The organism is Aeromonas sp. D3 (assembly GCF_027705025.1).
GTDB lineage: Bacteria > Pseudomonadota > Gammaproteobacteria > Enterobacterales > Aeromonadaceae > Aeromonas > Aeromonas salmonicida.
The window spans coordinates 28,207-52,429 of record NZ_JAPDBE010000020.1 but is presented as its reverse complement, the minus strand read 5'-3'; the positions used below and the strand labels follow the sequence as shown (position 1 = coordinate 52,429).

The 24,223-nt window shown below is 60.7% G+C and carries 18 protein-coding genes; 6 read left to right on the top strand and 12 right to left on the bottom strand.

The window, feature by feature from the left end; genetic code table 11:
* Positions 1–188 precede the first annotated feature (188 nt).
* Together gltB and OKC28_RS13040 are read left to right on the top strand one after the other, a co-directional pair.
* Entirely contained in the window at positions 189–4,646 is a 4,458-nt protein-coding gene (gene gltB / locus OKC28_RS13045) for a glutamate synthase large subunit (RefSeq protein WP_270689594.1), read from the top strand.
* A 12-nt stretch (positions 4,647–4,658) separates the two neighbouring features.
* Entirely contained in the window at positions 4,659–6,074 is a 1,416-nt protein-coding gene (locus OKC28_RS13040; RefSeq protein ID WP_270689592.1) for an FAD-dependent oxidoreductase, read from the top strand.
* A 93-nt stretch (positions 6,075–6,167) separates the two neighbouring features.
* On the opposite strand, the gene OKC28_RS13035 is transcribed toward OKC28_RS13040, so the two are convergent.
* The 3 genes from OKC28_RS13035 to soxR form a co-directional block, all read right to left on the bottom strand.
* Positions 6,168–6,578: a nuclear transport factor 2 family protein gene (locus OKC28_RS13035; protein WP_005314677.1), complete on the bottom strand. Its 411-nt coding sequence runs from the start codon at positions 6,576–6,578 to the stop codon at positions 6,168–6,170.
* A 2-nt stretch (positions 6,579–6,580) separates the two neighbouring features.
* Complete coding sequence (locus OKC28_RS13030) at positions 6,581–7,168, bottom strand: O-methyltransferase (RefSeq protein WP_059113190.1); 588 nt, start codon at positions 7,166–7,168, stop codon at positions 6,581–6,583.
* Between the two features lie 62 nt (positions 7,169–7,230).
* Complete coding sequence (soxR, locus tag OKC28_RS13025; RefSeq protein WP_270689589.1) at positions 7,231–7,710, bottom strand: redox-sensitive transcriptional activator SoxR; 480 nt, start codon at positions 7,708–7,710, stop codon at positions 7,231–7,233.
* Between the two features lie 60 nt (positions 7,711–7,770).
* On the opposite strand from soxR, the gene OKC28_RS13020 reads away from it, so the two are divergent.
* Complete coding sequence (locus OKC28_RS13020; RefSeq protein WP_270689587.1) at positions 7,771–8,766, top strand: questin oxidase family protein; 996 nt, start codon at positions 7,771–7,773, stop codon at positions 8,764–8,766.
* On the opposite strand, the gene OKC28_RS13015 is transcribed toward OKC28_RS13020, so the two are convergent.
* From OKC28_RS13015 to OKC28_RS12990, 6 genes are all read right to left on the bottom strand, one after another.
* A complete protein-coding gene (locus tag OKC28_RS13015) occupies positions 8,763–9,197 on the bottom strand; it encodes a hypothetical protein (RefSeq protein WP_034282895.1) in 435 nt (144 codons plus the stop codon). The two genes, OKC28_RS13020 and OKC28_RS13015, sit on opposite strands and share 4 nt — an antisense overlap.
* 49 nt (positions 9,198–9,246) lie before the next feature.
* Positions 9,247–10,287: a M35 family metallo-endopeptidase gene (locus OKC28_RS13010; RefSeq protein ID WP_270689584.1), complete on the bottom strand. Its 1,041-nt coding sequence runs from the start codon at positions 10,285–10,287 to the stop codon at positions 9,247–9,249.
* Between the two features lie 364 nt (positions 10,288–10,651).
* Complete coding sequence (locus tag OKC28_RS13005; protein ID WP_270689582.1) at positions 10,652–11,296, bottom strand: DUF2913 family protein; 645 nt, start codon at positions 11,294–11,296, stop codon at positions 10,652–10,654.
* A gap of 139 nt (positions 11,297–11,435) precedes the next feature.
* A complete protein-coding gene (locus OKC28_RS13000; protein WP_005314664.1) occupies positions 11,436–12,731 on the bottom strand; it encodes a DEAD/DEAH box helicase in 1,296 nt (431 codons plus the stop codon).
* Positions 12,732–13,005: 274 nt separating this feature from the next.
* On the bottom strand, positions 13,006–13,539 hold the full coding sequence (gene speG, locus OKC28_RS12995) for a spermidine N1-acetyltransferase (protein WP_017413054.1): 534 nt from the start codon (positions 13,537–13,539) through the stop codon (positions 13,006–13,008).
* Positions 13,540–13,653: 114 nt separating this feature from the next.
* The gene (locus tag OKC28_RS12990; protein WP_021141126.1) at positions 13,654–14,304 is read right to left on the bottom strand and encodes a DedA family protein; all 651 of its coding nucleotides are present in this window, start codon (positions 14,302–14,304) and stop codon (positions 13,654–13,656) included.
* Positions 14,305–14,638: 334 nt separating this feature from the next.
* On the opposite strand from OKC28_RS12990, the gene OKC28_RS12985 reads away from it, so the two are divergent.
* The 3 genes from OKC28_RS12985 to OKC28_RS12975 all read left to right on the top strand — a co-directional run bounded on the left by OKC28_RS12985 (position 14,639) and on the right by OKC28_RS12975 (position 17,328).
* Entirely contained in the window at positions 14,639–15,601 is a 963-nt protein-coding gene (locus OKC28_RS12985) for a hypothetical protein (RefSeq protein ID WP_270689577.1), read from the top strand.
* A 220-nt stretch (positions 15,602–15,821) separates the two neighbouring features.
* Complete coding sequence (locus OKC28_RS12980) at positions 15,822–16,454, top strand: phospholipase D family protein (RefSeq protein WP_265452445.1); 633 nt, start codon at positions 15,822–15,824, stop codon at positions 16,452–16,454.
* Between the two features lie 25 nt (positions 16,455–16,479).
* Entirely contained in the window at positions 16,480–17,328 is an 849-nt protein-coding gene (locus OKC28_RS12975; protein WP_270689573.1) for a nuclease-related domain-containing protein, read from the top strand.
* Between the two features lie 69 nt (positions 17,329–17,397).
* Here the strand turns inward: OKC28_RS12975 and OKC28_RS12970 are convergent, their stop codons facing one another.
* The 3 genes from OKC28_RS12970 to carB form a co-directional block, all read right to left on the bottom strand.
* Positions 17,398–18,567 (bottom strand): DUF1615 family protein, encoded by a 1,170-nt coding sequence (locus OKC28_RS12970; protein WP_270689571.1) that lies wholly within the window; start codon positions 18,565–18,567, stop codon positions 17,398–17,400.
* Positions 18,568–18,783: 216 nt separating this feature from the next.
* Positions 18,784–20,442 carry a 2-isopropylmalate synthase gene (gene leuA / locus OKC28_RS12965; RefSeq protein WP_270689569.1) on the bottom strand — a complete coding sequence of 553 codons (1,659 nt, stop codon included), beginning with the start codon at positions 20,440–20,442 and terminating at the stop codon, positions 18,784–18,786.
* A 551-nt stretch (positions 20,443–20,993) separates the two neighbouring features.
* On the bottom strand, positions 20,994–24,218 hold the full coding sequence (gene carB / locus OKC28_RS12960) for a carbamoyl-phosphate synthase large subunit (RefSeq protein WP_058394141.1): 3,225 nt from the start codon (positions 24,216–24,218) through the stop codon (positions 20,994–20,996).
* Between the last annotated feature and the right edge of the window lie 5 nt (positions 24,219–24,223).

Sequence of the window (24,223 nt, the reverse complement as noted above, 5' to 3'; positions counted from 1 at the left end):
CCCCATATATACCCGCACTCCAACATTTTGTTATGACTTTGTAATAATGAAAACAGCCGGGATGTTCAATTGACCTTGCCGAAAAATCCCATTAGTTTGGAGATTCGCCACGTCAGGCGGACGGAACCACAAGAGCCAATCGCAATTTATGCAGTTTGCGATGCAAGGCCGAGCAAGGGAGAAATGCAATGTCACTATATGATCCAAAGCTGGAGAGGGATAACTGTGGCTTCGGCCTGTTGGCCCACATGGAAGGTGAAGCCAGCCACAAGCTTGTCCGTCTCGCGATGTCAGCATTGGCTCGCATGCAGCACCGCGGCGGTATCTCCGCCGACGGCAAGACCGGCGATGGTTGCGGTCTGTTGCTGCAAAAACCGGATAGCTTCTTTAGAGCCGTCGCCGAAGAGAAAGGATGGCATCTGGGCCGCAAATACGCGGTCGGCATGCTGTTTCTCAACCCGGACCCCGTATTGGCCCAGCAGACTCGCGACATCATCGACGAGGAGCTGGAAAGAGAGACCTTGAGTCTGGTCGGTTGGCGCAAGGTGCCCATCGATACCAATGTGCTCGGTCCCATCGCCAAAGCCTCCCTGCCCAGTATTGAACAGGTCTTTGTCAACGCGCCGCCAGGCTGGGTCGACAAGGATCTTGAGCGCCGCCTTTATATAGTGCGTCGCCGTATCGAAAAGCGCATCAGCGACGACTACTTCTACGTGGTCAGCCTCTCCAACCTGGTCACCGTCTATAAAGGACTGTGCATGCCGGTGGATTTGCCCCACTTCTATCTGGATCTTGCCGACATTCGCCTGCAATCGGCCATCTGCGTGTTCCACCAGCGTTTCTCCACCAACACCAGCCCGCGCTGGCCGCTCGCGCAGCCGTTCCGTTATCTCGCCCACAATGGCGAGATCAACACCATTGCTGGCAACCGCCAGTGGGCCAAGGCCCGCAGCTACAAGTTCGCGACCCCGCTCATTCCGGATCTGCAAGAGGCGGCGCCCTTCGTCAACACCACGGGCTCCGACTCCTCCAGCCTCGACAACATGCTGGATCTCTTCCTGGCCGGTGGCATGGACTTGTTCCGTGCCATGCGCCTGCTGATCCCGCCTGCATGGCAAAAACACCCGAACATGGATGACGACCTGCGCGCCTTCTATGACTTCAACTCCATGCACATGGAGCCCTGGGATGGTCCGGCCGGCATCGTCATGACCGATGGCCGCTATGCCACCTGCGCACTGGACCGTAACGGCCTGCGTCCGGCACGCTATGTCATCACCAAGGACAAGTTCATCACGCTCGCGTCTGAGGTCGGCACCTGGGACTACACCCCGGATGAAGTGCTGGAAAAGGGCCGGGTCGGCCCGGGCGAGCTGTTCGTGGTGGATACCAGCAACGGCAAGGTGTGGACCAGCTTCGAGATCGACGATGATCTCAAGAGCCGTCACACCTACAAACAGTGGATGGACTCCCATTGCAAGCGCCTGGTGCCGTTCGAGCAGATGGATGACGCCAGCACGGGAGCCCGCGAGTTCTCGGACGATCAGCTCAAGACCTATCAGAAACTGTTCGGCTACTCCTACGAGGAGCTGGATCAGATCATTCGCGTGCTCGGCGAGAACGGTCAGGAAGCGGTGGGCTCCATGGGGGATGACACCCCGATGGCGGTGCTCTCCTCCAGCCAGCGCACCCTGTATGACTACTTCCGCCAGATGTTCGCCCAGGTGACCAACCCGCCGATCGATCCCCTGCGGGAAAACCACGTCATGTCACTGGCTACCTGTATCGGTCGCGAGCAGAACGTCTTCAACGAGACCTTCGGCCACGCCCACCGGGTACTGTTCCAGTCGCCGATCCTGCTCTACTCCGACTTCCACCAGTTGCTTGCGCTGGAAGGGGAGCACTATCGCCATCAGGTGATCAGCCTCAACTTCAGGCCCAAAGAGGGACTGGAAGCAGCCTTGATGCGCATCTGCGAAGAGGCCCAGACTGCCGCCCGCAACGGTACTGTGCTGCTGATCCTGTCGGATCGGGACGTCAGTGCCGACACCCTGCCCATTCCAGCCGCCATGGCGGTAGGCGCGGTGCAGCGCACTCTGGTGGACAACAATCTGCGTTGCGACGCCAATATCCTGGTGGAGACCGCCAGCTGCCGCGACCCGCACCACTTCTCGGTACTGCTGGGCTTTGGCGCCACCGCCATCTACCCCTATCTGGCTTATGAAACCCTCGCCAAACAGGTCGAGGAAGGCGTGCTCAAGATGAGCCTGCGCCAGGCCATGCTCAACTACCGCAACGGCATCAACAAGGGCCTCTACAAGGTGATGTCCAAAATGGGCATCAGCACGGTCGCCAGCTATCGCTGCTCCCAGCTGTTTGAAGCCGTGGGCCTCTCCAGTGCCGTGGTCGCCATGTGCTTCCGTGGTGTCTCCAGCCGTATCCAGGGCGCCGATTTTACCGATATCCAGCAGGATCAGTTCAATCTGGCCCGCCTGGCCTGGTTGCAACGCAAGGCCCTCACTCAGGGTGGCCTGCTCAAGTTTGTCCACGGCGGCGAGTATCACACTTACAATCCGGATGTGGTGCAGACCCTGCAAACCGCGGTGCGCTCCGGCAACTATGCCGATTACAAGGAGTATGCGCGGCTCGTGAACGAGCGCCCTGTCTCCACTCTGCGCGATCTGCTTGCTCTGAAGAAGGTCGACAATCCGGTGGACATCAGCGCAGTGGAGCCGGCAGCCAAGCTGTTCCCCCGCTTTGACTCCGCTGCAATGTCCATCGGCGCCCTGGGCCCTGAGGCGCACGAAGCGCTGGCAGTGGCCATGAACCGCCTCGGCGGTCAGAGCAACTCCGGCGAAGGCGGTGAAGATCCCAAGCGTTTTGGGACCGAGAAAAATTCCCGTATCAAGCAGGTGGCATCGGGGCGCTTTGGCGTCACCCCCCACTACCTGATGAACGCGGACGTGGTGCAGATCAAGGTGGCCCAGGGCGCCAAGCCCGGTGAAGGGGGTCAGCTGCCCGGTGACAAAGTCACCGCCCAGATAGCCAAGTTGCGCTATTCCGTGCCTGGCGTGACTCTGATCTCGCCGCCGCCGCACCACGATATCTACTCCATCGAGGACCTGGCCCAGCTCATCTTTGACATCAAGCAGATCAACCCGGACTGTCTGGTGTCGGTCAAGCTGGTCTCCGAGCCCGGTGTCGGCACCATCGCCTGCGGCGTGGCCAAGGCCTATGCCGACTTCATTACCGTCTCCGGCTATGACGGTGGCACGGGCGCAAGCCCGCTGACCTCGGTCAAGTATGCCGGTTCCCCCTGGGAACTGGGCCTGGCCGAGACCCAGCAGGCGCTGGTTGCCAACGGCCTGCGCCACAAGGTGCGGCTGCAGGTGGATGGCGGTCTCAAAACCGGCCTCGACATCATCAAGGCCGCCATCCTCGGTGCCGAGAGCTTCGGTTTTGGCACTGGCCCCATGGTGGCGCTCGGCTGCAAATACCTGCGCATCTGCCACCTGAACAACTGCGCCACCGGCGTCGCCACCCAGGATGAGAAGCTGCGCCGCGAGCACTTCACCGGCCTGCCGGAGATGGTGATGAACTACTTCAAGTTCATCGCAGAAGAGACTCGCGAACTCATGGCTCAGCTGGGGGTCACCCAGCTGACCGATCTCATCGGTCGTACCGATTTGCTGGAAGCCCTGCCAGGCCTCACCGCCCGTCAGGCCAAGCTGGATCTCTCCGGCATCCTGGCAAGTCCGGTGGCGCCGGCGGGCTCCAGCCTGTTCAGCCAGCAGCACAACCCCACCTTTGACAAGGGACCGCTCAACTTGCGGATGGTGGACGATCTGCTGGAGGCGGTGGAGCACAAGTCGGGCGGCGAGTTCCGTTACGACATCCGCAACACAGACCGCTCCGTGGGGGCCCGTCTGTCGGGCGAGATCGTCAAGCGTCACGGCAACCAGGGCATGGCGGCCGATCCGGTGAAGGTTCACTTCAACGGCACAGCAGGCCAGAGCTTCGGCGTCTGGAACGCGGGTGGCCTCGAGATGATACTCACGGGTGACGCTAACGACTACGTGGGCAAGGGCATGACTGGCGGCAAACTGGTGGTCAAACCCCACGTCGGCGTGGCATTCAAGTCCCACGAAGCCGCCATCATTGGCAACACCTGCCTCTATGGCGCCACCGGCGGCAAGCTGTTTGCGGCCGGTACGGCGGGCGAGCGCTTCGCGGTGCGCAACTCAGGGGCCCTGGCCGTGGTCGAGGGGATAGGCGACAACGGCTGTGAATACATGACAGGCGGTATCGTCACCATCCTCGGCACCACCGGCGTCAACTTCGCGGCGGGCATGACAGGTGGTTTTGCCTACGTGCTGGATGAGTGCGGCAACTTTGCCAAACGCACCAACCCCGAGCTGGTCGAACTGCTGGACGTGGCGACACTCGCCATCCATCAGGAGCACCTGCGCGGCATCATAACGGCGCACCTTAATGAGACCGGCAGCTCGCGCGCCGAGGAGATCCTGGCCAACTTCGACTCCTATGTGCCCAAGTTCAGGCTGATCAAACCCAAGTCCAGCGACGTCAAGTCCCTGCTTGGCCACACCAGCCGTTCCAGTGCAGAACTCAGAATCCAGGCGCAATAAGGAGGGAACCCTATGAGCCAGAACGTATTCCAGTTTATCGATGTCCAGCGGGTCGACCCGCCCAAGAAGCCGCTCAAGATCCGCAAGATCCAGTTTGTGGAGATCTACGAGCCCTTCAACCAGGCCCAGGTCGGCATGCAGGCGGATCGCTGCCTCGACTGCGGCAACCCCTATTGCGAGTGGAAATGCCCGGTCCACAACTACATTCCCAACTGGCTAAAATTGGCCAATGAGGGGCGCATCCTGGAGGCGGTGGAGCTTTCCCACCAGACCAACAGCCTGCCGGAAGTGTGTGGCCGCGTCTGCCCGCAAGACAGGCTGTGTGAGGGTGCCTGTACCCTGAACGTTCGCTTCGGCGCCGTGACCATAGGCAATATCGAGAAATACATCACCGACAAGGCATTCGAGATGGGCTGGCGCCCGGATCTCTCCAACGTGGTGAAAACCGACAAGCGGGTCGCCATCATAGGTGCAGGCCCGGCCGGGCTCGCCTGTGCCGATGTGCTGGCACGGGGGGGCGTCAGCGCCGTGGTGTTTGACAAGTATCCGGAAATTGGCGGCCTGCTCACCTTCGGCATTCCCTCCTTCAAGCTGGAAAAAGAGGTGATGCAGCGTCGGCGCGAGATCTTCGAGGACATGGGCATCGAGTTCCGCCTCGAGACCGAGGTGGGCAAGGATGTCACCTTCGCCGACCTGCTCGGCGAGTTCGACGCCGTCTTCCTCGGGGTCGGCACCTACAAGTACATGAAGGGTGGCTTTGAGAATGAGACGGCTCCCGGTGTATACGATGCCCTGCCCTATCTCATCTCCAACGCCAACCGGCTGCTGGGCTTTGAGAAGGCGCAGGCCGATTACATCGACTTCGCCGGCAAACAAGTAGTGGTACTCGGTGGTGGCGATACCGCCATGGACTGCGTGCGTACCGCCATCCGTCAAGGTGCCGACAAAGTCATTTGCGCCTATCGCCGCGATGCCGAGAACATGCCGGGCTCCAAGCGGGAAGTGAAAAATGCCCGGGAGGAAGGGGTCGAATTCATGTTCAACCTGCAGCCCATCGGCGTCGAGCTGGATGCTGATGGCCAGACCTGTGGCATCAAGATGGTGAGCACTGAACTCGGTGCGCCCGATGCCAATGGCCGTCGCAATGCGGTAGTGATAGAGGGTTCAGAGCAGGTGCTGGCTGCCGATGCCGTGGTGATGGCGTTTGGCTTCCAGCCCAACCCCCAGCCCTGGATGCAGGAGTTTGGCATAGCGCTCGACAACCGGGATCGCATCCAGGCCAGCGAGCAGGCTGACTACCCCTTCCAGACCAGCAACCCCAAGGTATTCGCCGGTGGCGATGCGGTGCGCGGTTCCGACCTGGTGGTGACCGCCATCTACGAAGGTCGCAAGGCTGCCGAAGGGATCATGGACTATCTGGCCGTCTGATCCGCCGTCCGTCATCGCCTTTGTGCCAACAAACAGCCCCGCATCTGCGGGGCTGTTTTTTAGGTGACATACGCGCGCCAGCTGACGGATGCATCAGGCCGGTTGCGGCTCCCGGGGAATGGGGGTCACCCAGGGGCGACGCCAGCGGGGTGCCTCGTAGAGATCGGGCCAGAACTCGGTCTGGCGCGAGATGACATTGCCGCGCACTGTGTGAAAGGTAATGGCGCGAGCCTGCACCTCACCATCGGTGATCAACACCTCGGTCACGACTTCACCGCCCTGCTCCAGTAGCCGGACCACGTCAAAACTCCAGGGGCCTGCCGCCGGATAGCGGCGGTTGATCTCGACAAAGTTGCAGCGCCCCTCGATGCGCTCCCCCGACTGCGGCCAGTCGCAGATAAAATCATCGCCGAGCCAGCGGGCCGCCCTCGAAAAATCATTGCTTTGCATGGCCTGCCAATAGGCCTCTACCACTGCTTTTGGTTCCATGGTTCTGAACTCCATGCTCACTCTCCCGACAAACTCACCACCAGCCACTCCCCCTTGCCAACAGGCACCAGTGAGGTCGCAAAGGCCGGATCACGCTGCACCTCTCCCATCCACTCTGCCAACTCATCCCGATGGGAGACGGCATTGTCCACCACCAGCAGACCACGGGGTGCCAGCAGACGCTGGATCTGTGGCCACCAGACACGATAGCGCTGGCGATCCGAGTCCAGGAAGATGAGCTGATAACCGGCCTCTGGCAAAGTGGGCAATAGGGTTTCAGCCTCCCCCGCCAACTGGGTGATCCAGGGGCTCAGGCCGGCACGCTGAAAGTTGATATCAGCCAGTTCACGCTTGCCCTCATCCCGCTCTATGGTGGTAACTCGGCCATTGAGCCTTTGCACCGCTTCGGCCAGCCAGAGAGTGGAGTAACCGTTGGAGGTGCCAATCTCCAGTACGGCCTCAGCTCCCCGCGTCTGTACCAGTACCGCCAACAACTCGCCGGTATCGCGGGTGATATTGAGCATCTTGCTGCCACGGGTCGGCTGCGCATCATCGTTGCGCTCGCCAAACTGTTCCAACTCCCGTTTAAGCTGTTGCAATGCCATGTCTCCTCCTTGCTCATTACTCAGGTCGCCCAGTGCATGGCATGCCAGGTCGACGCCCATGTTTATTGGTCTTCTGATCCCGAGTCGGATGGCGGCACATCCCCCAACAGATAACGGGGGCCGGCGCCCTGTCCGGCAGCCTGATCATCCGGGTTGTAAAGGGCGCAGTGCTCAAGAGACAGGCAACCACAACCAATACAGGAGGTGAGCTTGCCTTTGAGCTGCACCAAAGCCTCGATGCGCTGATCAAGCAGGCCCTGCCACTGGCTGGCTATCTGCTCCCAATCGCTGCGATCCGGCGTGCGGCCATCTGGCAAGCCGGCGAGGGCATCGGCAATCTCGCCAAGGCTCAACCCCATCCCCTGCGCCACCCGGATGAAGGCTATCCGGCGCAGCGCATCCTGCGGATAGAGGCGCTGGCTGCCATCGCTGCGCACGCTGCTAATCAATCCCTTCTGCTCGTAAAAACGCAAGGCACTGGCATTGACCCCGGCGCGCTTCGCTATCTGACCTATGGCTAACCACTTGCGATCCGTTTTCACCCTTGACCTCAAGTTAGCTTTAACTTGCACAATCCTGTCTCCCCTCGCAAAAGGAGTCAAATGATTATGCACCATCTTCACCACTTGCTTGATGCCAACCGGGCTTTTGCCCTCAACGGCAAAGGCACCACCAACCACTGCCCCATGGCGCTGCACGCCCTGCATGAGATGGGTGCAAGCCCCCGCCAGTTGCAGCATTTCTTCGATCATTGGCAGGCGACCCATGCGCTGCCGAGCGGGGAAACAAGTCAGGATGAGGATGAAATCCGTTTCGTACGACTGCGTCAGCAGTTGGCAGACCGGATTGCCGCCGAGGGCTGGTTGCCTCTCTTCGAGACCCTGCTGGCCCGGCGCTTCTCACCGGCGGGAGGCGCCTTCCATCCTCTTATTCGCTTCGCCTGTGCCCTGGAAAATGGTCATGTGGGGGAGCAGGCTGCGGCACTGGCCGCCTGGCAGTGCAGTCCCCTGATACTGCCAGGCGGGGAAGGCGTACCGGCCCGGGATGTCGCCAGTCTGCTGGCCGGGCTCTCCGAACAGTGGGAGGGTGCGAGCTGGCAGGGCGAGTGGATCACGGGTCGATTGCAGCAGGTGGCAGAGGCGCCGCGCTGGCCGGGCACGCTGCCGCAAACGCTCGCCGAGTCATCGTCTGTTTTGACACAACTGGCCGAGGTGGCCCTGCCGCTCTATTGGCAAACCAGCAATTTTACCGTGCTCCATATGGTGACAGGTAGCCGGGCCGCAGCCATTGTCGCAACGCAGTTGCCCAGCGAGTGGCAAGGGCAGTGGCAGACCTTGATGTGGCAGGCGGTGGCGGCGGCTTATATCACGGTCGGGGCTCCGCACCTGCGCCCCCAGACATGGCCCGCCTGCAACGGATTATCCTGGCAGCAAGTGTTGGAGCGGGCGCTCGCCAGTCTGGACGATCATGTGATCAAGCTGGTGCACTGCTGCTGGCGGGAACAGGCAAGCAGACCCGGCGATACATCCCGCTATCTGGCAGTCGCGGCCCGCGCTGTGGGGCTGCTGAAGGTAGCAAACGGGCGTGATGCCGCTTAGGGTGCCGCCAACCGGGTGAAACTGATGGCGGGGCAGCTGGGGGCAACCCCCTGGGTCAGGGTCAAGGGCTGGGCGCGATAGCTGAGGTGATAGAGGCCTGGCCGGGACAAATCGTAGACCTGGGTCAGATCTGCATCCGCCTGGCTCTGCTGGCCCGCCCCCAGAATGAAGAAGTCATCGGCACCGGGTTCGCCACGCTTGGCGAGCGGTCCTTTGTAAACCAGCGGCTGATTGTCGAGGGTGAGATCGATGGCATCGGCGAACCAGCCTTCGAACGGGGTGAACCAGCTCAACACCTCGAGCGGCCCCTCCCCCTTGTTGGTCAAGGTCATCACCAGGGGTAAGGGCTCGTTCACCCGGCTGTGTGCCTTGACCGACAGTTCACACTGCAGGGGAGCGAGCGCGAGGGTGGTGAGCAAGAGTGTCATCATGGAGCCTCCTTCAGCATCAAAAAGGGGCCTTGCGGCCCCTGTCAGCGGATCAGTTTTCGCTCGGGGTATTCTCGGCGAAGTATTCATGATTGTCGGCGTTGTTGAGCGCCTTGACCGGATCCGTCTTCGCCAGATTGCGGGCATTGGCCTGACCGTAACCCAGATCGTCGGTGCCTGCCACCACGTTGAAGTGACTCAGCTCATGGACTATGGTGCCGGCACGGGAATCGGTCCCGGTGACGGGCGCCGTCCAGAAGCTCTTGCACAGATAGACCTTGTAGGGTTGATCCGGATAGACATAGGCGAAGTAGCTCTGCTTGCAGCTGCAGTCAAAGGTGAGCGGCTTGTTGTCGATGGCATCCTTGATCTTGCTGAAGTTCGTCTCGGCCTGATCCCAGCGGGAGGCGTCATAGGCGCCAAACCAGCTGCGATAACGCTGGCCATCGGGCTTGTCCACCGCCAGGTAATTGCTGGAGTTGTTGCTGATGCCGCTGGCGGCATCGAGCGCGGCCAGAATGTCGCTCTTCTGGGTGTTGCTGCAGCGGCCGCTGAAGCTGACCGAGGCGGTGACGGCCTGAGGTTCGGCGGCGGCTACCTTGGCCTGGACTCGCTCATCGTTCACCCCCTCAACCCACAGGGTGATGGCGTTGGACTCGCTCGCCTGGGCCTGTTTGGCCTTGGCGGCCTTCGCCTCCTGCGGTACGGTCGGCAGCTGATAGCGGATGCTGTACTGACCCTGGGCGCTCATGTCATAGAGACCCGACACCTCCGCCTGCACCGTCAGGCTCTGGCCGGCCTTGAGCAGCTGGAAATCCTTGTCGGTTGGCGCCGCACGCTTGATCAGCGCCCCCTCATAGCTGACCGGTTGACCATCCCGCTCCACCAAAAACAGGGGGGCATCGTCGCTGCCCGGCAGCTGCCACTTGAGCAGACGGATAGGCTTGTCACCCGTGTTGGTCAATGTCAGGTTGACGCGCACGTCGTCTGTGCTGCCATCCACCAGGGTGAGTTGGGCATCGAGCCCAGCAGCGCAGAGCGGGGAAGCCAGCACACCGGCCAGCAGCAAGGCTATTGGAGTCACTTTCATCATGTTTCCTCATTCATTGAGTGTCGCCATCAGGCGGTTTGCTTCCTTAAGGCCCTCTTTGGGGCCCACTCACCCTAGAGCAGAAATTTTCCACCACCATCCCACCATATGGGGGACGCCCCCCATCAGAGGGGGGCAAGATGTAGGCACGCTGCCATGCGACACATTTCGAACGACAAAACGGGAATCCGCTGGCCGTATCACGCAGCCCCTTTGGTTCTTGTAAAAGGTGCTTGTAAAAAGGTTCCTGTAAAAATTTCGCTTGCTCTCGCCTCACCCGGCCAAGCCCGCCAGCACCATCACTGGCGCATAAAAAACCCCGGCGCTAGGCCGGGGTTTGGGAACAACAGAGGGAAGAGGCTCTCCGTCAGGCTTTCGCCTCGGCCAGCAGCGCCAGCGCGGGCTGCAAGTTGGCGGGCACCAGACGGTACGCCTTGTGGTGCTTGACCAGAGTGACCTTCTTGTTGCCCTGGCTCAGCAGCAGACCATGGTGAAAGGCCGCTTGCGCCAGCCTGGCTTCATCACCGCGCACGTACAGGGTCAAGGGTTTGATCAGCTCACCCTGCACTATGTGCTCGCCATATTCGCAACTGGAGATCACCAGACTGGATTGGCCCTGCCCCTGCAGGCGCAGCTTGGCGCTCACCTCGCTGTCGGTAAACACCAACCAACCCGCAGCTTCCAGCTCGGTCAGCAGGGCGGCAAGCCTGGTGCCGAGCTGTTGTGAGTCCGCTTGCACCCGGGCGTACTGGAAGGCGATGCGCTCCAGCAGGCCCTTGAGATCGGCACCGGCCCCCAGGGTACGGCCCTGCTGGATCCAGCCTTTCAGATCCTCCATCACCAGACGGGAGAAACGCTTCTCCTTGAGGGAGTCCGCCATCCAGGTACAGAGAAAATGGCTCTCCTGGGCCGGGGTGCGCTTGCCCGCCTTCTGCTCGGCGGTACGCGCCAGCTCGGCAAGGCTCTGGGTGGCCATGTCGAGCAGGGCCTGATTGTAGTTGGGAGGTGTCATCACGAGTCCTCAGAGAGACGGGCACAGGCCAGGGGCCGGGTCATCAACAGCATAAAGGCGCCAGTGGCGCCTTTATATACAAAATCGCCCGTCCGGGCCTGCCCTGACAAGGGGAAGGCCCGGACGGGGTTGGGCGCGCTTACTTCGGCTGGCGCGGCTTCTTCATTGCCGCCAGACGCTTGAGGCGCTGACCCTGCAACTTGGCTTCAGCCATGGCCTGGGCGGCGGCGTTGTCTTCACGCTGGGGACGCTTGCCGAAGCGACGACGCTCCTGCAACTGCTTGATCAGCTCGTCACGGTTGCCCACTTCGTAGCCCTTCGCCATGACACGGCGGATCTTCTGGCCGATCAGCGCCTCGATCTCGAGCAGGGTACGCTCTTCTTCGCGGCTGACGAAGGAGATGGCCATGCCGCTCTTGCCGGCGCGGCCGGTACGGCCAATGCGGTGCACGTAGTCTTCGGCCAGGAACGGCAGATCGTAGTTGACCACGTACTGCAGATCCGGGATATCCAGACCACGGGCGGCCACTTCGGTGGCGACCAGTACCCGCAGCTTGCCTTCGGTGAATTCGCGCAGGGCGCGGCGACGGCTGCCCTGGGCCTTGTCACCATGCACAACGGCAGACTTGATGCCATCCAGATTCAGCTCGGCCACCAGCTCGTCACAGCTTTCGCGGGTACTGGCAAACACCAGCACCTGCGGCCAGTTCTGCTTTCCAATCAGCTCAGAGAGCAGCTCGCGCTTGCGCTTCTGCTCCACCGGATAGACGGTGTGAGTAACGGTATCGGCGGTGGAGTTCTGCTTGTTGACGCTGATGATCTGCGGCTTGTCCAGCATGACGTTGGCCAGCTTCTTCACCCCGTCGGAGAAAGTGGCGGAGAACAGCAGGTTCTGGCGTTCCTTGTTGACCGCTTGCAGGATCTGCTGCACATCGGCGCTAAAGCCCATGTCGAGGATGCGATCCGCTTCGTCCAGCACCAGACACTCGACGCCGGACAGGCTGAGGTTGCAGGCGGTCAGGTGCTCCAGCAGACGACCCGGGGTCGCCACTATGATGTGAGCACCCGCTTTCAGCTTCTTGGCCTGCACATCCTGCTTGCCGCCGCCAACGAGCGTCAGTACGGTGACATCCAGGTACTTGGCAAAATCATTGATGTTGCTCGCCACCTGGGCCGCCAGCTCACGAGTCGGAGTCAGGATCAGCACCCGGGCATTGGACGGCTGCAGCTCGGCCGGCTTGTCCACCAGGCGCTGCAATATCGGCAGGGCGAAGGCGGCAGTCTTACCGGTCCCTGTCTGGGCGCTGGCCAGCACATCGAGACCGCGACGGATAGTCGGGATCGCCTGGCGCTGCACAGGGGTCATCTCCTGATAACCGCAATCTGAGACAGCACGCAAAATCTCGGGGGCAAAATCGAACGATTCAAATCTCATAATGGGTTCCTGTGTTCCAGCTGGACTGTGTTTGGCTTGCGGCTCGGCGTAGGCGAGGCGGAGGTTGATACCACCGGTGGCTGCGTCCGACATCAAGTCAGAAAATGAGCCGGAAAATGGCGGGCGCGAAGTGTAACAGATAGGCATCACAAATTCTGCCTCAAATGGCCTGAGTTTTTATCCTGTCACGAGAAAGGTGCCGACAAAGAGAGCCGCATCACTGGCATCGGCCAGCGCAGCCCTGCCCCCATCGGCACCAGAATGTCAGGAAACGTTAGACCCTGTTGGCAGCATTTGCCTGAAAATCACGCTGAAACAGACACATGCGAATGGCGGTGCGATATTTACCATCGATGAAGAACTCCTCTTTCAGCTCCCCCTCCGGCGCGAACCCCAGCGACTGATAAACGTGGCGCGCCTTGGCATTGTCACTGTCGACGATGAGATACAACTTGTGTAGATTCAGCACGTTGAAGGCATACTTCATCGCCTTCAGGGTCGCTGTCTTGGCATAGCCCAGCCCCTGATAGGCGGGGGCTATGATGATCTGAAACTCGGCGCGGCGGTGGATGCTGCGAATATCCACCAGCTCCACCAGGCCAACATTGGTGCCCTCCACCTCCAGGATGAAACGGCGTTCTTGCTGATCGTGGATGTGCTTGTCATAGAGCTGGGCCAGCTCCATGTAAGCCTCGTAAGGCTCCTCGAACCAGTAACGCATTATGCTGGCGTTGTTGTTGAGCTGATGTACGAATTTCAAATCCTCTCGCTCGAGGGGACGAAGGCTCAGGGTGTCACGACATGGCATAAAGTACCTGCTTGATGGTTGATGGGCGGCATTGGCGGCCCGCCTGGACCCGGCCAATGCCATTGGTAAATCAATGGAGAACCCGGGGCCAGCCTGCGCTCCCCCGGATATCACTCAGCGAATGCGATTGGTCGGGCGCTTGAACAGCCGGATGGCGATGGCCGCCATGGCGATAACGAACAGACCGAGGGAGGTCACCAGCAGGCACTTGGTCATCAATTCGTGATACTGGACGAACGCCGGCGCCGCCATCACGAACTTGCCCACCAGACTCAGCAGCAGGGCCCAGAGGAAGGCGCTGGCAAAACTGGCCATCACCACCCGGGGCAGATGCAGGCGGGAGACCCCCATCAGCATGGGCGTCAGTACCCTGACGAAGGGCACGAAGCGAGAAGAAAACAGGGCCCAGAAACCGTAGTTGTGCAGCAGACGCGAGGCTCGTGGCAGGCTGCCGTCCGGGATCATCCGCTCCACATGGCCCATAAAGGAAGTGCCGTGCAGCGCATGGCCCTGCAGATAGGCGATCAGGCTGCCGATCCCGGCGGCAAGCGGCATGTAGACAAGGGTCACTTCGGGGCCGAGCACCCCCATCCCCACCAGGCCACCGGCCAGCAGCACCAGACTGTCACCGGGCAGGGGTAAAAACACGAAGCTCGACTCGAGAAAGAGGATCACCACCAGACAGGTGACGAGCAGGCCCGCCGCCTGCATCTGGATCAATTGGTCAAAGTCCTGTTGCCATATGGCAAGCAGCATATCCTGCATCTGGTGACTCCCATCAACGTCAGTGAGCATCCATCCCGGGGGACACTATGGCCCCCGCTGCGGCTGACACTCCCTGTCGCCATCCCCTTTCTCTCCTGGAAGGGGCTCTCGTTATACACCCGCGCAAGTGAACAAAAAATTAATGTCTGGCACAAAGTCAGCAATCAATACAAAAAGCTGAATGGCAGGACAAGGGTTGGACGAGCACTCCGGCTCGGCGATATGCTCGGCCATGTATAAGCTTCAACCGGCTCACCCTTGGGCTGCCAAGATGAGAAAAAGTCGCTACAGTCAAACGGCGCATCATCACAACCGGCTTCGGGGGGAACAAGGCATGCCCACACACACAACCCTTCGCACTACCCTGCCCCTGCTGATCACCCCCTTGCTCAGCCATGGCGCCATGGCTGAAGAGTCGTCACTAATACAAAAACGTGCCAACGCAGTGGTGTCGCTGATGACCTTCACTGTGGTGCCCGACATCACAGCCAGCAACCTCGACATCGGCAGCAACACCAGCACAACGGCATCGTCGGCGCTCAACATGACCCAGATGGGCGGCGGCGCCACCATGAGCGAGAGTGTGCCCGTCTATCTGGAAGGGACCCTGGGTTTTAGCCGCTACGACCCCAAATTCGTGGTGAGCAACGGCAGCGAGAGTCGCACTATCCCCACCCGATGGAACAGTCTCACCGCCACGGGTGGCATCGGCTGGGATCTTCATCTGCATCAGGATCGTCACGGCGGCAACTGGGTATTGCGCCCCATCGGCAACGTCACGCTGGGCACTGTGGCCAGCGATCTGCGCATCGGCAACTGGCTGCTGGGCCAATACACAGGCAAGAACCTCGACTTTCTCGATGGCGGCAGGCTCGATGTCTACGGCCTGGGGGGCGCCCTGATGCTCGACTATGAACTCTTCTCTGCACAGCAGGATATCGACGTTGAGCTGCGCTACTCCTACCAGCATCTGCAAAGCTTCGGCGGCACCTCGGCCAGCGTAACCGGTCAGGCCAATGCGGAGAACCTCGGCCTCTACCTGCGCCGCCGCGCCCCCATCGGCAATCTCACACTGCTGGACAAGCCGCTGCGCTACGTGATGGAAGGGGCACGCACCGAATATCTTGGCGAGCAAAGGGGCCTGCTCGGTTTCAACTCCCTCAACTCGCTGGGGCTCGGGATAGAACTCGACAGCAGCAAGTACGACATCATAGTGACCCGCACCCGGCTGGTGGCCCCCTATATGTTCAGCCACAACACCAGCGGCTACGGCGTCGGGCTGGCGATGAGCTTCTAGTGCCTTGGCATGGCGACATGACCCGCCTCGACAGCAAAATCTCTGACTGGACGCACATTTGACTCAATTGCCACTATCAGGTCCCACCTGTATCTCCTAGCATGTGGGCATGGGGCGGCGATGGATACTGTGACGCTGTGCTGTGCCAAGGATGGAGGTCGGTCTTACTGCCTACCGTGACCAGAGAACACATGACATTTCCAAGGACAGGGAGCTTGTTATGGCCAAATTTCTTAATACCAGCGCAACCAACTATTTCCTTGAAGAGCTGATCAAGGACGCCAAGGAACGACTGATCCTGATCAGTCCCTTCCTCAAGCTCAATGACAGGATCAAGGAGCTGCTGACCGACAAGAACCGCCTCAAGATCGATGTGCGGATCGTCTATGGCAAAAGTGAGCTTCAGCCGGAAGAGATCAGCTGGCTCAAGGAGCTCACCTATATCCGCACCAGCTTTTGCAAGAACCTCCATGCCAAGTGCTACCTCAATGAAGAGATGTGCATCATCACCAGCCTGAACCTCTATGAGTTCAGCCAGGTGAATAACAACGAGATGGGGGTATTGATCCAGCGTTCGGAAGACAGCGACCTGTATCGCGATGCCTACGATGAAGCCCAGCGCATTATCCGAGTGAGCGAGGAGGTGCGCATCACATTGGAGCGCGTCGCAAGCGACAGTGACCAGCAGGACAGCGTGGCCGCCCATACAGGTCCGGCACCGGTTTGTCCCAAATGCGGTACAACCATGGTACTGAGGACCAGCAAACGGGGAGATACCAAGGGCAACAGCTTCTGGGGCTGCCCCAGCTATCCCAAATGCCGCAGCATCATCCCCATCGAGACACATCCTTGACCCAGGTCTGTGAAGGCTAAATCACATGGATATCACTGCTGTCATAGCGCCGCTGCTGAACCAGCTCTGGTTTCTCCTGCCACTGCTGTTGATTGCCACCCTGATCAAAACACCCTGGTTCAAGGGGATGATCGGGGAGTGGTTTATCAATCTCAGCCTCCGTCTCTTTCTCGACAAGCAGGAATATCACCTGCTTAAGGACGTGACCCTGCCTACCCCGCAGGGCACGACCCAGATCGACCATGTGCTGGTGTCACGCTTCGGGGTCTTCGTGATAGAGACCAAAAACATAAAGGGGTGGATATTCGGCAATCCTGCCCATAAGAGCTGGACCCAGCAGATCTATCGCCGCAGGCACAGTTTTCAAAATCCCATGCGCCAGAACTATCTGCATGTGATGACCCTCAGATCGCTGTTGGGGCTGGCGGATCACCAGCTTCACTCCATCATCTACTTCATTGGCGACTGCACTTTCAAAACCCCTATGCCGGACAACGTGATGAACCGCGGGCTCATTCGTTATATCAAAGGCAAAACCACACCGGTTTTGACACCTGCCGAAGTCACCCGGGTTATCGACACCATCCAGCGGAGACGACTGGCCGCCAATTGGCAGACCCACAGACAGCATGTGGCACAGCTCAAGGCTCGGCACGGAGTTGCCACCCAGCCTGTACCCGCCAGCATACCGACCTATCACAGCCCTTCACCACCAGCGGCTATCCATAAGGCAAACAGCCAGTGCCCCATGTGCCCCAACTGCGGCAACCCCATGGTGCTTCGCACCGCCAGTCGAGGTGACAACAAGGGAAACCAGTTCTGGGGATGCAGTAACTTCCCGAAATGCAGGGGGACCATAGCGCTGATGAAGTAGAGGGGGAAACAAAACGACGGGGGCATAAGACAAAGGCGGCCAATTGGCCGCCTTTGTTGCTTTTAGAAATCAGCGAATCGTCGCCATCTGCCGCACACAGCGCTGCTCGCGCTCATCCACTCGCTTGGCAAACCAGGCGGTGGTGAGGTTGCGGGTGATCTTGGGGCTCTTGAGTTGAATGCCGGGCAGCACGGCGCGGGGTTGCCGCTTGCCAGCCTGCTTGTCGGCCAGGGTAAAGACCCTGTGATAGAGGTCGGTCTGGGCAAATTCGGCGGTATCCCCTTTGCGCAGGCTCTGGTGGATCGCCTGCTTGCTCATATTGACCCGGCTGGCGAGGGTATATACAGCCTGCTCAGTCTTGCCCGGCAGGTCTGAGTCATAGCGGACAAGATCCCCATCCAGCGCCAGGGGCTTGCCGCTCAGCCGGCTGACGGCAGCCTGGAAGGCGGCGTTGCGGCTGGCGTACCAGCCCGCATTGAAGTCGGCGAAGCGATAGAGGGTATCCGGGTAGTCGGCGGGATAGCCAAACAGGTGCCTGGTGCCGAACCAGATACCGCCACGACGGCTGAACACCTCATGGCGAATGGAATCCTTGACGGGATAGGGGTAGCCACGGGCATTTGCCTCGGCAAAGGCGATGCTCACCTGCATGGGGCCGCCGGTATGCACCGGGTTGAGGTTGCCAAACAGCGTCTTGCCCATGGGCACCATGCTGATCATGTCCTCGAAGATCTCGCTCATCTCCCGCTCGGTGCGAAGCTTGTCGATGCGCTCGGCATAGCTCTTGCCGGTGGGGGGCTTGATGCCAAGGGCCGTGCGCACCACGAATTCAGGGATCAGCAGCTTGGCGGCGCGGGCATTTATCTCCTTCCAGGCAATCTTGCCAAGGCCCGGCACCACGGGGTCGGCCTGATAAGTGGCTTCCTGCTCGGCCACCGCCAGCACAGTGCAGACATTGTGATCGCTTACCGTCACTCCCTGCGTCGAGAGCGCCGTCACCACATCATTGGCCCAGCCCTGTTTGTCTGGCACCTGACGCGGCAAGAACCGCACTATGCGGCTCTCCATGTCTGCCGGTTTGCGTGGCTGCATGGCGATAGGTTGTTTGGCCTGCTGAGCGCTCATGGCGACATCTTGCTTGGGCACCGTCGGTTCGCTGGCACACCCGGCAAGCAACAGGATGGCAAAGAGAGGCAGGATGGCGAGCCGAGTGGGAACAAGGGGTGAGGAAAATATCATCAAGGCTTCCGATGCAGGGGCAAGGCGCTGGGCGCCCGGCACACGAGAGTCACGCGAACGGAGCGGCTCCGAACGCAAACAGGCGCTCATTGTAGAGGATTGACAGGCGGATCTGAAGGCGCAGATGCCTTGACGCAGCACCCGCTGGCGCAATCGAGCAGCCCCGCCGGATGGGCGGGGCTGCTGCAAGCGGATGGGCTCTTTGGCGACATGCACTCAAGCCGTTTGGCGCAGGGCCTCAATTTGCGCCGCACCATTGATCACCGCCTGCAAGGAGGCGTTGACCACGTCGCGGCCGATGGCGACCCCGCACATGCGCTGGCCATCGACGCTCAGCAGCACATAGGCAGCGGCGCGAGATTCTGTACCGGCGCTCAGGGCATGCTCCGAGTAGTCGAGCACGTCGATATGCATGCCGGTCTGGCGCTCCCAGCCGTTGACCAGCGCAGTGATGGCCCCCTCCCCCTCGCCCCGCAGTTGCAGCGAGCCATCTGGGGTCTGCAGCTCGAGGTGCAGGCTCTCCTGGCCGTCGTGACCAAGCTGGAAGCGGCCGATGCGATAGCCGTGCACCGGCTCGAGATAATGTTGCTCAAACAGGGCGCGGATCTGCGCCGGGTTTATCTCGCTGCTGCTCGCCTCGGCCTGGGCCTGCACCCGACGGCTGAAGTCGATCTGCAGCCAGCGCGGCAGTTGCAGGCCGAGATCGCGCTCCAGCAGATAGGTGACGCCGCCCTTGCCGGACTGGCTGTTGATACGGATCACCGCCTCGTAGCTGCGGCCAAGATCGGCAGGATCGATCGGCAGATAAGCCACATCCCAATAGGCATCGGGCTTCTCTGCCGCCAGGGACTTACGAATCGCATCCTGATGGCTGCCGGAGAAGGCGGTGTAGACCAGCTCGCCCGCGTAGGGGTGGCGCGGGTGCAGGGCTATCTGGGTGCAGGCGCCCACGGTGGCGACTATGGCGTCCATGTCAGAGAGATCCAGCTCGGGATCTATGCCCTGGCTGTAGAGGTTCATGGCCATGGTGACTATGTCCATGTTGCCGGTGCGCTCGCCGTTGCCGAGCAGGGTCCCCTCGATGCGATCCGCCCCCGCCAGCACCGCCAGCTCGGCGGCGGCCACACCACAGCCTCTATCGTTGTGAGTGTGGATGGAGATGCTCACCTCGGGGCGCGCCTTGAGGTGGCGGCAGAACCACTCCACTTGATCCGCGAACACATTGGGAGTGCTCACCTCGACCGTGGCAGGGAGGTTGAGGATCATGGGGCGGCCAGCAGGGCGCCACTCGTCGATGACGGCGTCGCACACCTCTACCGCGAACTCCACCTCTGTGCTGCTGAAGCTCTCCGGCGAATACTGAAAGCTCCACTCTGTGCTCGGATTGCGCGCCGCATGGTCTCGCACCCAGCGCGCGCCTTGCACGGCGATGGCCTTGACCCCCTCGCGCCCTGTATTGAACACATAGTTGCGCTGGGTCGGGTTGACCGAGTTGTAGACGTGGACGATGGCGCGTTTGGCCCCCTTGAGCGATTCAAAGGTGCGGGCGATCAGATCTTCGCGGGCCTGCACCAGCACCTGGATGGTGACGTCATCGGGAATGAGATTGCGCTCAATAAGCTCGCGCACGAAGTCGAAATCAGGCTGGGAGGCGGCGGGGAACCCCACCTCTATATGCTTGAAACCGACATGGACCATGAGCGCCCACATTTGCAGCTTCTGGGCCACCGTCATGGGTTCGACCAGCGCCTGATTGCCGTCGCGCAAGTCCACGGCGCACCAGAGCGGCGCCCGCGTCATCACCTGGTTGGGCCATTGACGGTCCGCCAGTGCAATAACGGGGGCGGGGCGGTATTTGCGATGATCGAAGCTCATATTCAGATTCCCTTGGCTGATGTCCTTGAGGCGCGGCGCCGTTGCGGGCAATGAAGGTGAGCAACGACGCGACTGGGCAGGCAAGCTGACGGGGTAAGGAGGGGGAAGCGGGCTTGCGCGGTAACGCTGGCCCTGACGGTTGCGTGGGTGGTAACCCCACAACCGGTTTCCTGTGGCCCCTATGGATAAAGGGGCCGGCCTCGGCTACCGGATAAGCAGCTGGCCCTGATCCTCGCACCCCGCTGTTGCAGGCGCAGACGACCTTATGTGATGAGAAACAAGTATATAGAGGTGGACCAGGCGAGTGATTGCAAAGATTGCAAACCAGAGCCACCAATGCGCAATCATTATCACTTTTATGCCACCCATAGGGTGTATCTCACCCTCCGATGACCATATCCCCTCTCCCATGCGCACCTTTCCCCCATGACGGAGGCTGGTCAGAGCCGCCAAAAAACAGAAACCCCGCCATCGCTGGCGGGGTTTTTCAGGGTTCGCAAGTGTTGTGCAAAGAAGGAGGGAAAGACTCCCCTGCCCTTATTGCGCAATGCTTAGCGGTTTTTCACTTTCTGGTGCAGCTCCTGCACCGAGTTGACGTTGGCGGTGGCATCCATGCTGATGGCCATGCAGGTGGCAAACGCCTCATTCATGGTGGTGGTATAAGCCACCTTGTGCTGCAAGGCGGCGCGGCGCAACTGCTTGGAGTCCTGGATCGCCACTCGCCCTTCGGCGGTGTTGACGATGTAGGTGTACTCGCCATTCTTGATGCGGTCGAGAATGTGCGGACGCCCTTCGTGCACCTTGTTGACCAGGCGCGGGTTGATGCTCGCTTCACCCAGGGCCACTGCGGTGCCGTGAGTGGCATCCAGCTCGTAGCCCAGCTCCAGCAGCTTGGCAGCCAAATCGACCACCAGCGCCTTGTCGCTGTGACGCACCGACAAGAGCGCGCGACCCTCTTTCGGCACCGCATGGCTGGCACCCAGCTGGGCCTTGGCATAGGCCTCGGCAAAGCTGCTGCCCACCCCCATTACTTCACCGGTAGAGCGCATCTCTGGCCCCAGCAGCGGGTCAACCCCAGGGAACTTGGCGAACGGCAGTACCACCTCTTTCACCGAGTAGTAAGGCGGGATGATTTCGGTGGTAAAGCCCTGATCTTTCAGGCTCTGGCCGGCCATGACGCGGGCGGCAATCTTGGCCAGCGGCGCACCGGTCGCCTTGGAGACGAAGGGCACGGTACGGGCGGCACGCGGGTTCACTTCGATGAGGTAGATGTCATCGCCCTTGACCGCAAACTGCACGTTCATCAGGCCGACCACACCGAGTTCCAGCGCCAATTTCCGCACCTGCTCGCGGATCTCGTCCTGAATTTTCTTGGACAAGGTATAAGGTGGCAGGGAGCAGCCGGAGTCACCGGAGTGGATACCGGCCTGCTCGATATGCTCCATGATGCCGCCGATGACCACGTCAACACCGTCGCAGATGGCATCCACGTCCAGCTCAGTGGCATCGTCCAGGAAGCGGTCCAGCAGTACCGGCGATTCGTTGGAAACGCTCACCGCCTCGGCGAAGTAGCGACGCAGGTCGGTCTCGTCATAGACGATCTCCATGGCGCGGCCACCCAGCACATAGGAGGGGCGCACCACCAGCGGGTAAGTGATCCGCTCGGCGGTCAGCACAGCCTGCTCCAGGTTGGTGACTGTGCCGTTTTCCGGCTGCTTGAGGCCGAGGCGCTCAACGGCGGACTGGAAGCGCTCGCGGTCTTCGGCGCGGTCGATGGCATCCGGGCTGGTACCGATGATCGGCACGCCGTTGGCTTCCAATGCCCGTGCAAGTTTGAGCGGGGTCTGGCCGCCGTATTGCACGATAACGCCCTTGGGCTTCTCGATGCGCACGATTTCCAGCACATCTTCCAGGGTCACCGGTTCGAAGTAGAGGCGGTCGGAGGTGTCGTAATCGGTGGAGACGGTCTCCGGGTTGCAGTTGACCATGATGGTCTCGTAACCGTCTTCGCGCAGGGCCAGTGCCGCGTGCACGCAGCAGTAGTCAAACTCGATGCCCTGACCGATACGGTTCGGGCCGCCGCCGATGATCATGATCTTGTCACGATTGGTCGGGTTGGCCTCGCACTCTTCGTCATAGCTCGAATACATGTAGGCGGTGTTGGTGGCGAACTCGGCCGCGCAGGTATCGACCCGCTTGTAGATCGGGAAGATGTTGTGGCGGGCACGCAACTTGCGCACCTCGCCCTCGGCCACGCCGAGGATCTTGGCCAGACGGGCGTCTGCGAAGCCCTTGCGCTTGAGGGCGCGCAGGAAGTCGGCATCGAGACCGGCCATGCCGCGCTCTCTCACCTGCTCTTCCAGCTTGATGAGATCTTCTATCTGCACCAGGAACCAGGGGTCAATCTTGGTCAGTTTGAAGATGCCGTCCATGGAGAGACCGGCGCGAAACGCATCGGCGATGTACCAGATACGGTCGCAGCCAGCGTCCTGCAGCTCGTGGCGGATGCGGGTCAATGAGTCAGGGGCGTTCAGGTCAACCATGGGGTCGAAGCCGGTCTTGCCAGTCTCGAGACTGCGCAGCGCCTTGTGCAGGGACTCCTGGAAGTTGCGGCCTATGGCCATCACTTCACCGACCGACTTCATCTGGGTGGTGAGACGGTCGTTGGCACCGGCAAATTTTTCGAAGTTGAAGCGCGGCACCTTGGTGACCACGTAGTCGATGGCCGGCTCGAAGGAGGCCGGGGTACGACCGCCTGTGATGTCGTTCATCAGCTCGTCCAGGGTGTAACCGATGGCGAGCTTGGCGGCGATCTTGGCGATGGGGAAGCCGGTCGCCTTGGAAGCCAGCGCGGAGGAGCGGGACACCCGCGGGTTCATCTCGATGATGACCATGCGGCCATCTTTCGGGTTGATACCGAACTGGACGTTGGAGCCACCTGTCTCTACCCCGATCTCGCGCAGTATCGCCATGGAGGCGTTGCGCATGATCTGGAACTCCTTGTCGGTCAGCGTCTGGGCTGGCGCGACCGTGATGGAGTCACCGGTGTGGATGCCCATGGGATCGAAGTTTTCGATGGTGCAGACGATGATGCAGTTGTCGTTGCGATCCCGCACCACTTCCATCTCGTACTCTTTCCAGCCGATGAGCGACTCATCGATCAGCAGCTCTTTGGTCGGCGACAAGTCCAGACCGCGCTCGCAGATCTCGACGAACTCTTCGGTGTTGTAGGCGATGCCGCCGCCCGAGCCACCCATAGTAAAGGAGGGACGGATGATGCAGGGGAAGCCGACCATCTGCTGCACGCCCCACGCCTCTTCCATGTTGTGGGCGATACCGGCGCGCGGGCACTCGAGGCCAATGCTCTTCATGGCGATGTCAAAGCGACGGCGATCTTCGGCCTTGTCGATGGCGTCGGCGGTGGCACCGATCATCTCGACACCGAACTCGGCCAGCACGCCATGCTTTTCCAGATCCAGCGCGCAGTTCAATGCAGTCTGGCCACCCATGGTGGGCAGCACGGCATCCGGGCGCTCTTTCTTGATGATCTCGCGTACCACTTCCCAGGTGATGGGCTCTATGTAAGTGGCGTCCGCCATCTCGGGGTCGGTCATGATGGTGGCCGGGTTGGAGTTCACCAGGATGACGCGGTAGCCCTCCTCGCGCAGGGCTTTGCAGGCCTGGGCGCCGGAGTAGTCAAATTCGCAGGCCTGACCGATGACGATGGGGCCGGCGCCGAGGATCAGGATGCTCTGTAGGTCGTTACGTTTTGGCATGGCTT

What these genes read in the sequence shown, in the direction of transcription:
- gltB (WP_270689594.1), top strand. Translation starts at nt 189, where the DNA reads ATGTCACTATATGATCCAAAGCTGGAGAGGGATAACTGTGGCTTCGGC.
- OKC28_RS13035 (WP_005314677.1), bottom strand. Translation starts at nt 6,578, where the DNA reads ATGGAGTTCAGAACCATGGAACCAAAAGCAGTGGTAGAGGCCTATTGG.
- OKC28_RS13040 (WP_270689592.1), top strand. Translation starts at nt 4,659, where the DNA reads ATGAGCCAGAACGTATTCCAGTTTATCGATGTCCAGCGGGTCGACCCG.
- OKC28_RS13005 (WP_270689582.1), bottom strand. Translation starts at nt 11,296, where the DNA reads ATGACACCTCCCAACTACAATCAGGCCCTGCTCGACATGGCCACCCAG.
- OKC28_RS12980 (WP_265452445.1), top strand. Translation starts at nt 15,822, where the DNA reads ATGGCCAAATTTCTTAATACCAGCGCAACCAACTATTTCCTTGAAGAG.
- carB (WP_058394141.1), bottom strand. Translation starts at nt 24,218, where the DNA reads ATGCCAAAACGTAACGACCTACAGAGCATCCTGATCCTCGGCGCCGGC.
- OKC28_RS13015 (WP_034282895.1), bottom strand. Translation starts at nt 9,197, where the DNA reads ATGATGACACTCTTGCTCACCACCCTCGCGCTCGCTCCCCTGCAGTGT.
- OKC28_RS13000 (WP_005314664.1), bottom strand. Translation starts at nt 12,731, where the DNA reads ATGAGATTTGAATCGTTCGATTTTGCCCCCGAGATTTTGCGTGCTGTC.
- OKC28_RS12990 (WP_021141126.1), bottom strand. Translation starts at nt 14,304, where the DNA reads ATGCAGGATATGCTGCTTGCCATATGGCAACAGGACTTTGACCAATTG.
- OKC28_RS13010 (WP_270689584.1), bottom strand. Translation starts at nt 10,287, where the DNA reads ATGATGAAAGTGACTCCAATAGCCTTGCTGCTGGCCGGTGTGCTGGCT.
- OKC28_RS12970 (WP_270689571.1), bottom strand. Translation starts at nt 18,567, where the DNA reads ATGATATTTTCCTCACCCCTTGTTCCCACTCGGCTCGCCATCCTGCCT.
- OKC28_RS13030 (WP_059113190.1), bottom strand. Translation starts at nt 7,168, where the DNA reads ATGGCATTGCAACAGCTTAAACGGGAGTTGGAACAGTTTGGCGAGCGC.
- OKC28_RS12975 (WP_270689573.1), top strand. Translation starts at nt 16,480, where the DNA reads ATGGATATCACTGCTGTCATAGCGCCGCTGCTGAACCAGCTCTGGTTT.
- OKC28_RS13020 (WP_270689587.1), top strand. Translation starts at nt 7,771, where the DNA reads ATGATTATGCACCATCTTCACCACTTGCTTGATGCCAACCGGGCTTTT.
- leuA (WP_270689569.1), bottom strand. Translation starts at nt 20,442, where the DNA reads ATGAGCTTCGATCATCGCAAATACCGCCCCGCCCCCGTTATTGCACTG.
- speG (WP_017413054.1), bottom strand. Translation starts at nt 13,539, where the DNA reads ATGCCATGTCGTGACACCCTGAGCCTTCGTCCCCTCGAGCGAGAGGAT.
- OKC28_RS12985 (WP_270689577.1), top strand. Translation starts at nt 14,639, where the DNA reads ATGCCCACACACACAACCCTTCGCACTACCCTGCCCCTGCTGATCACC.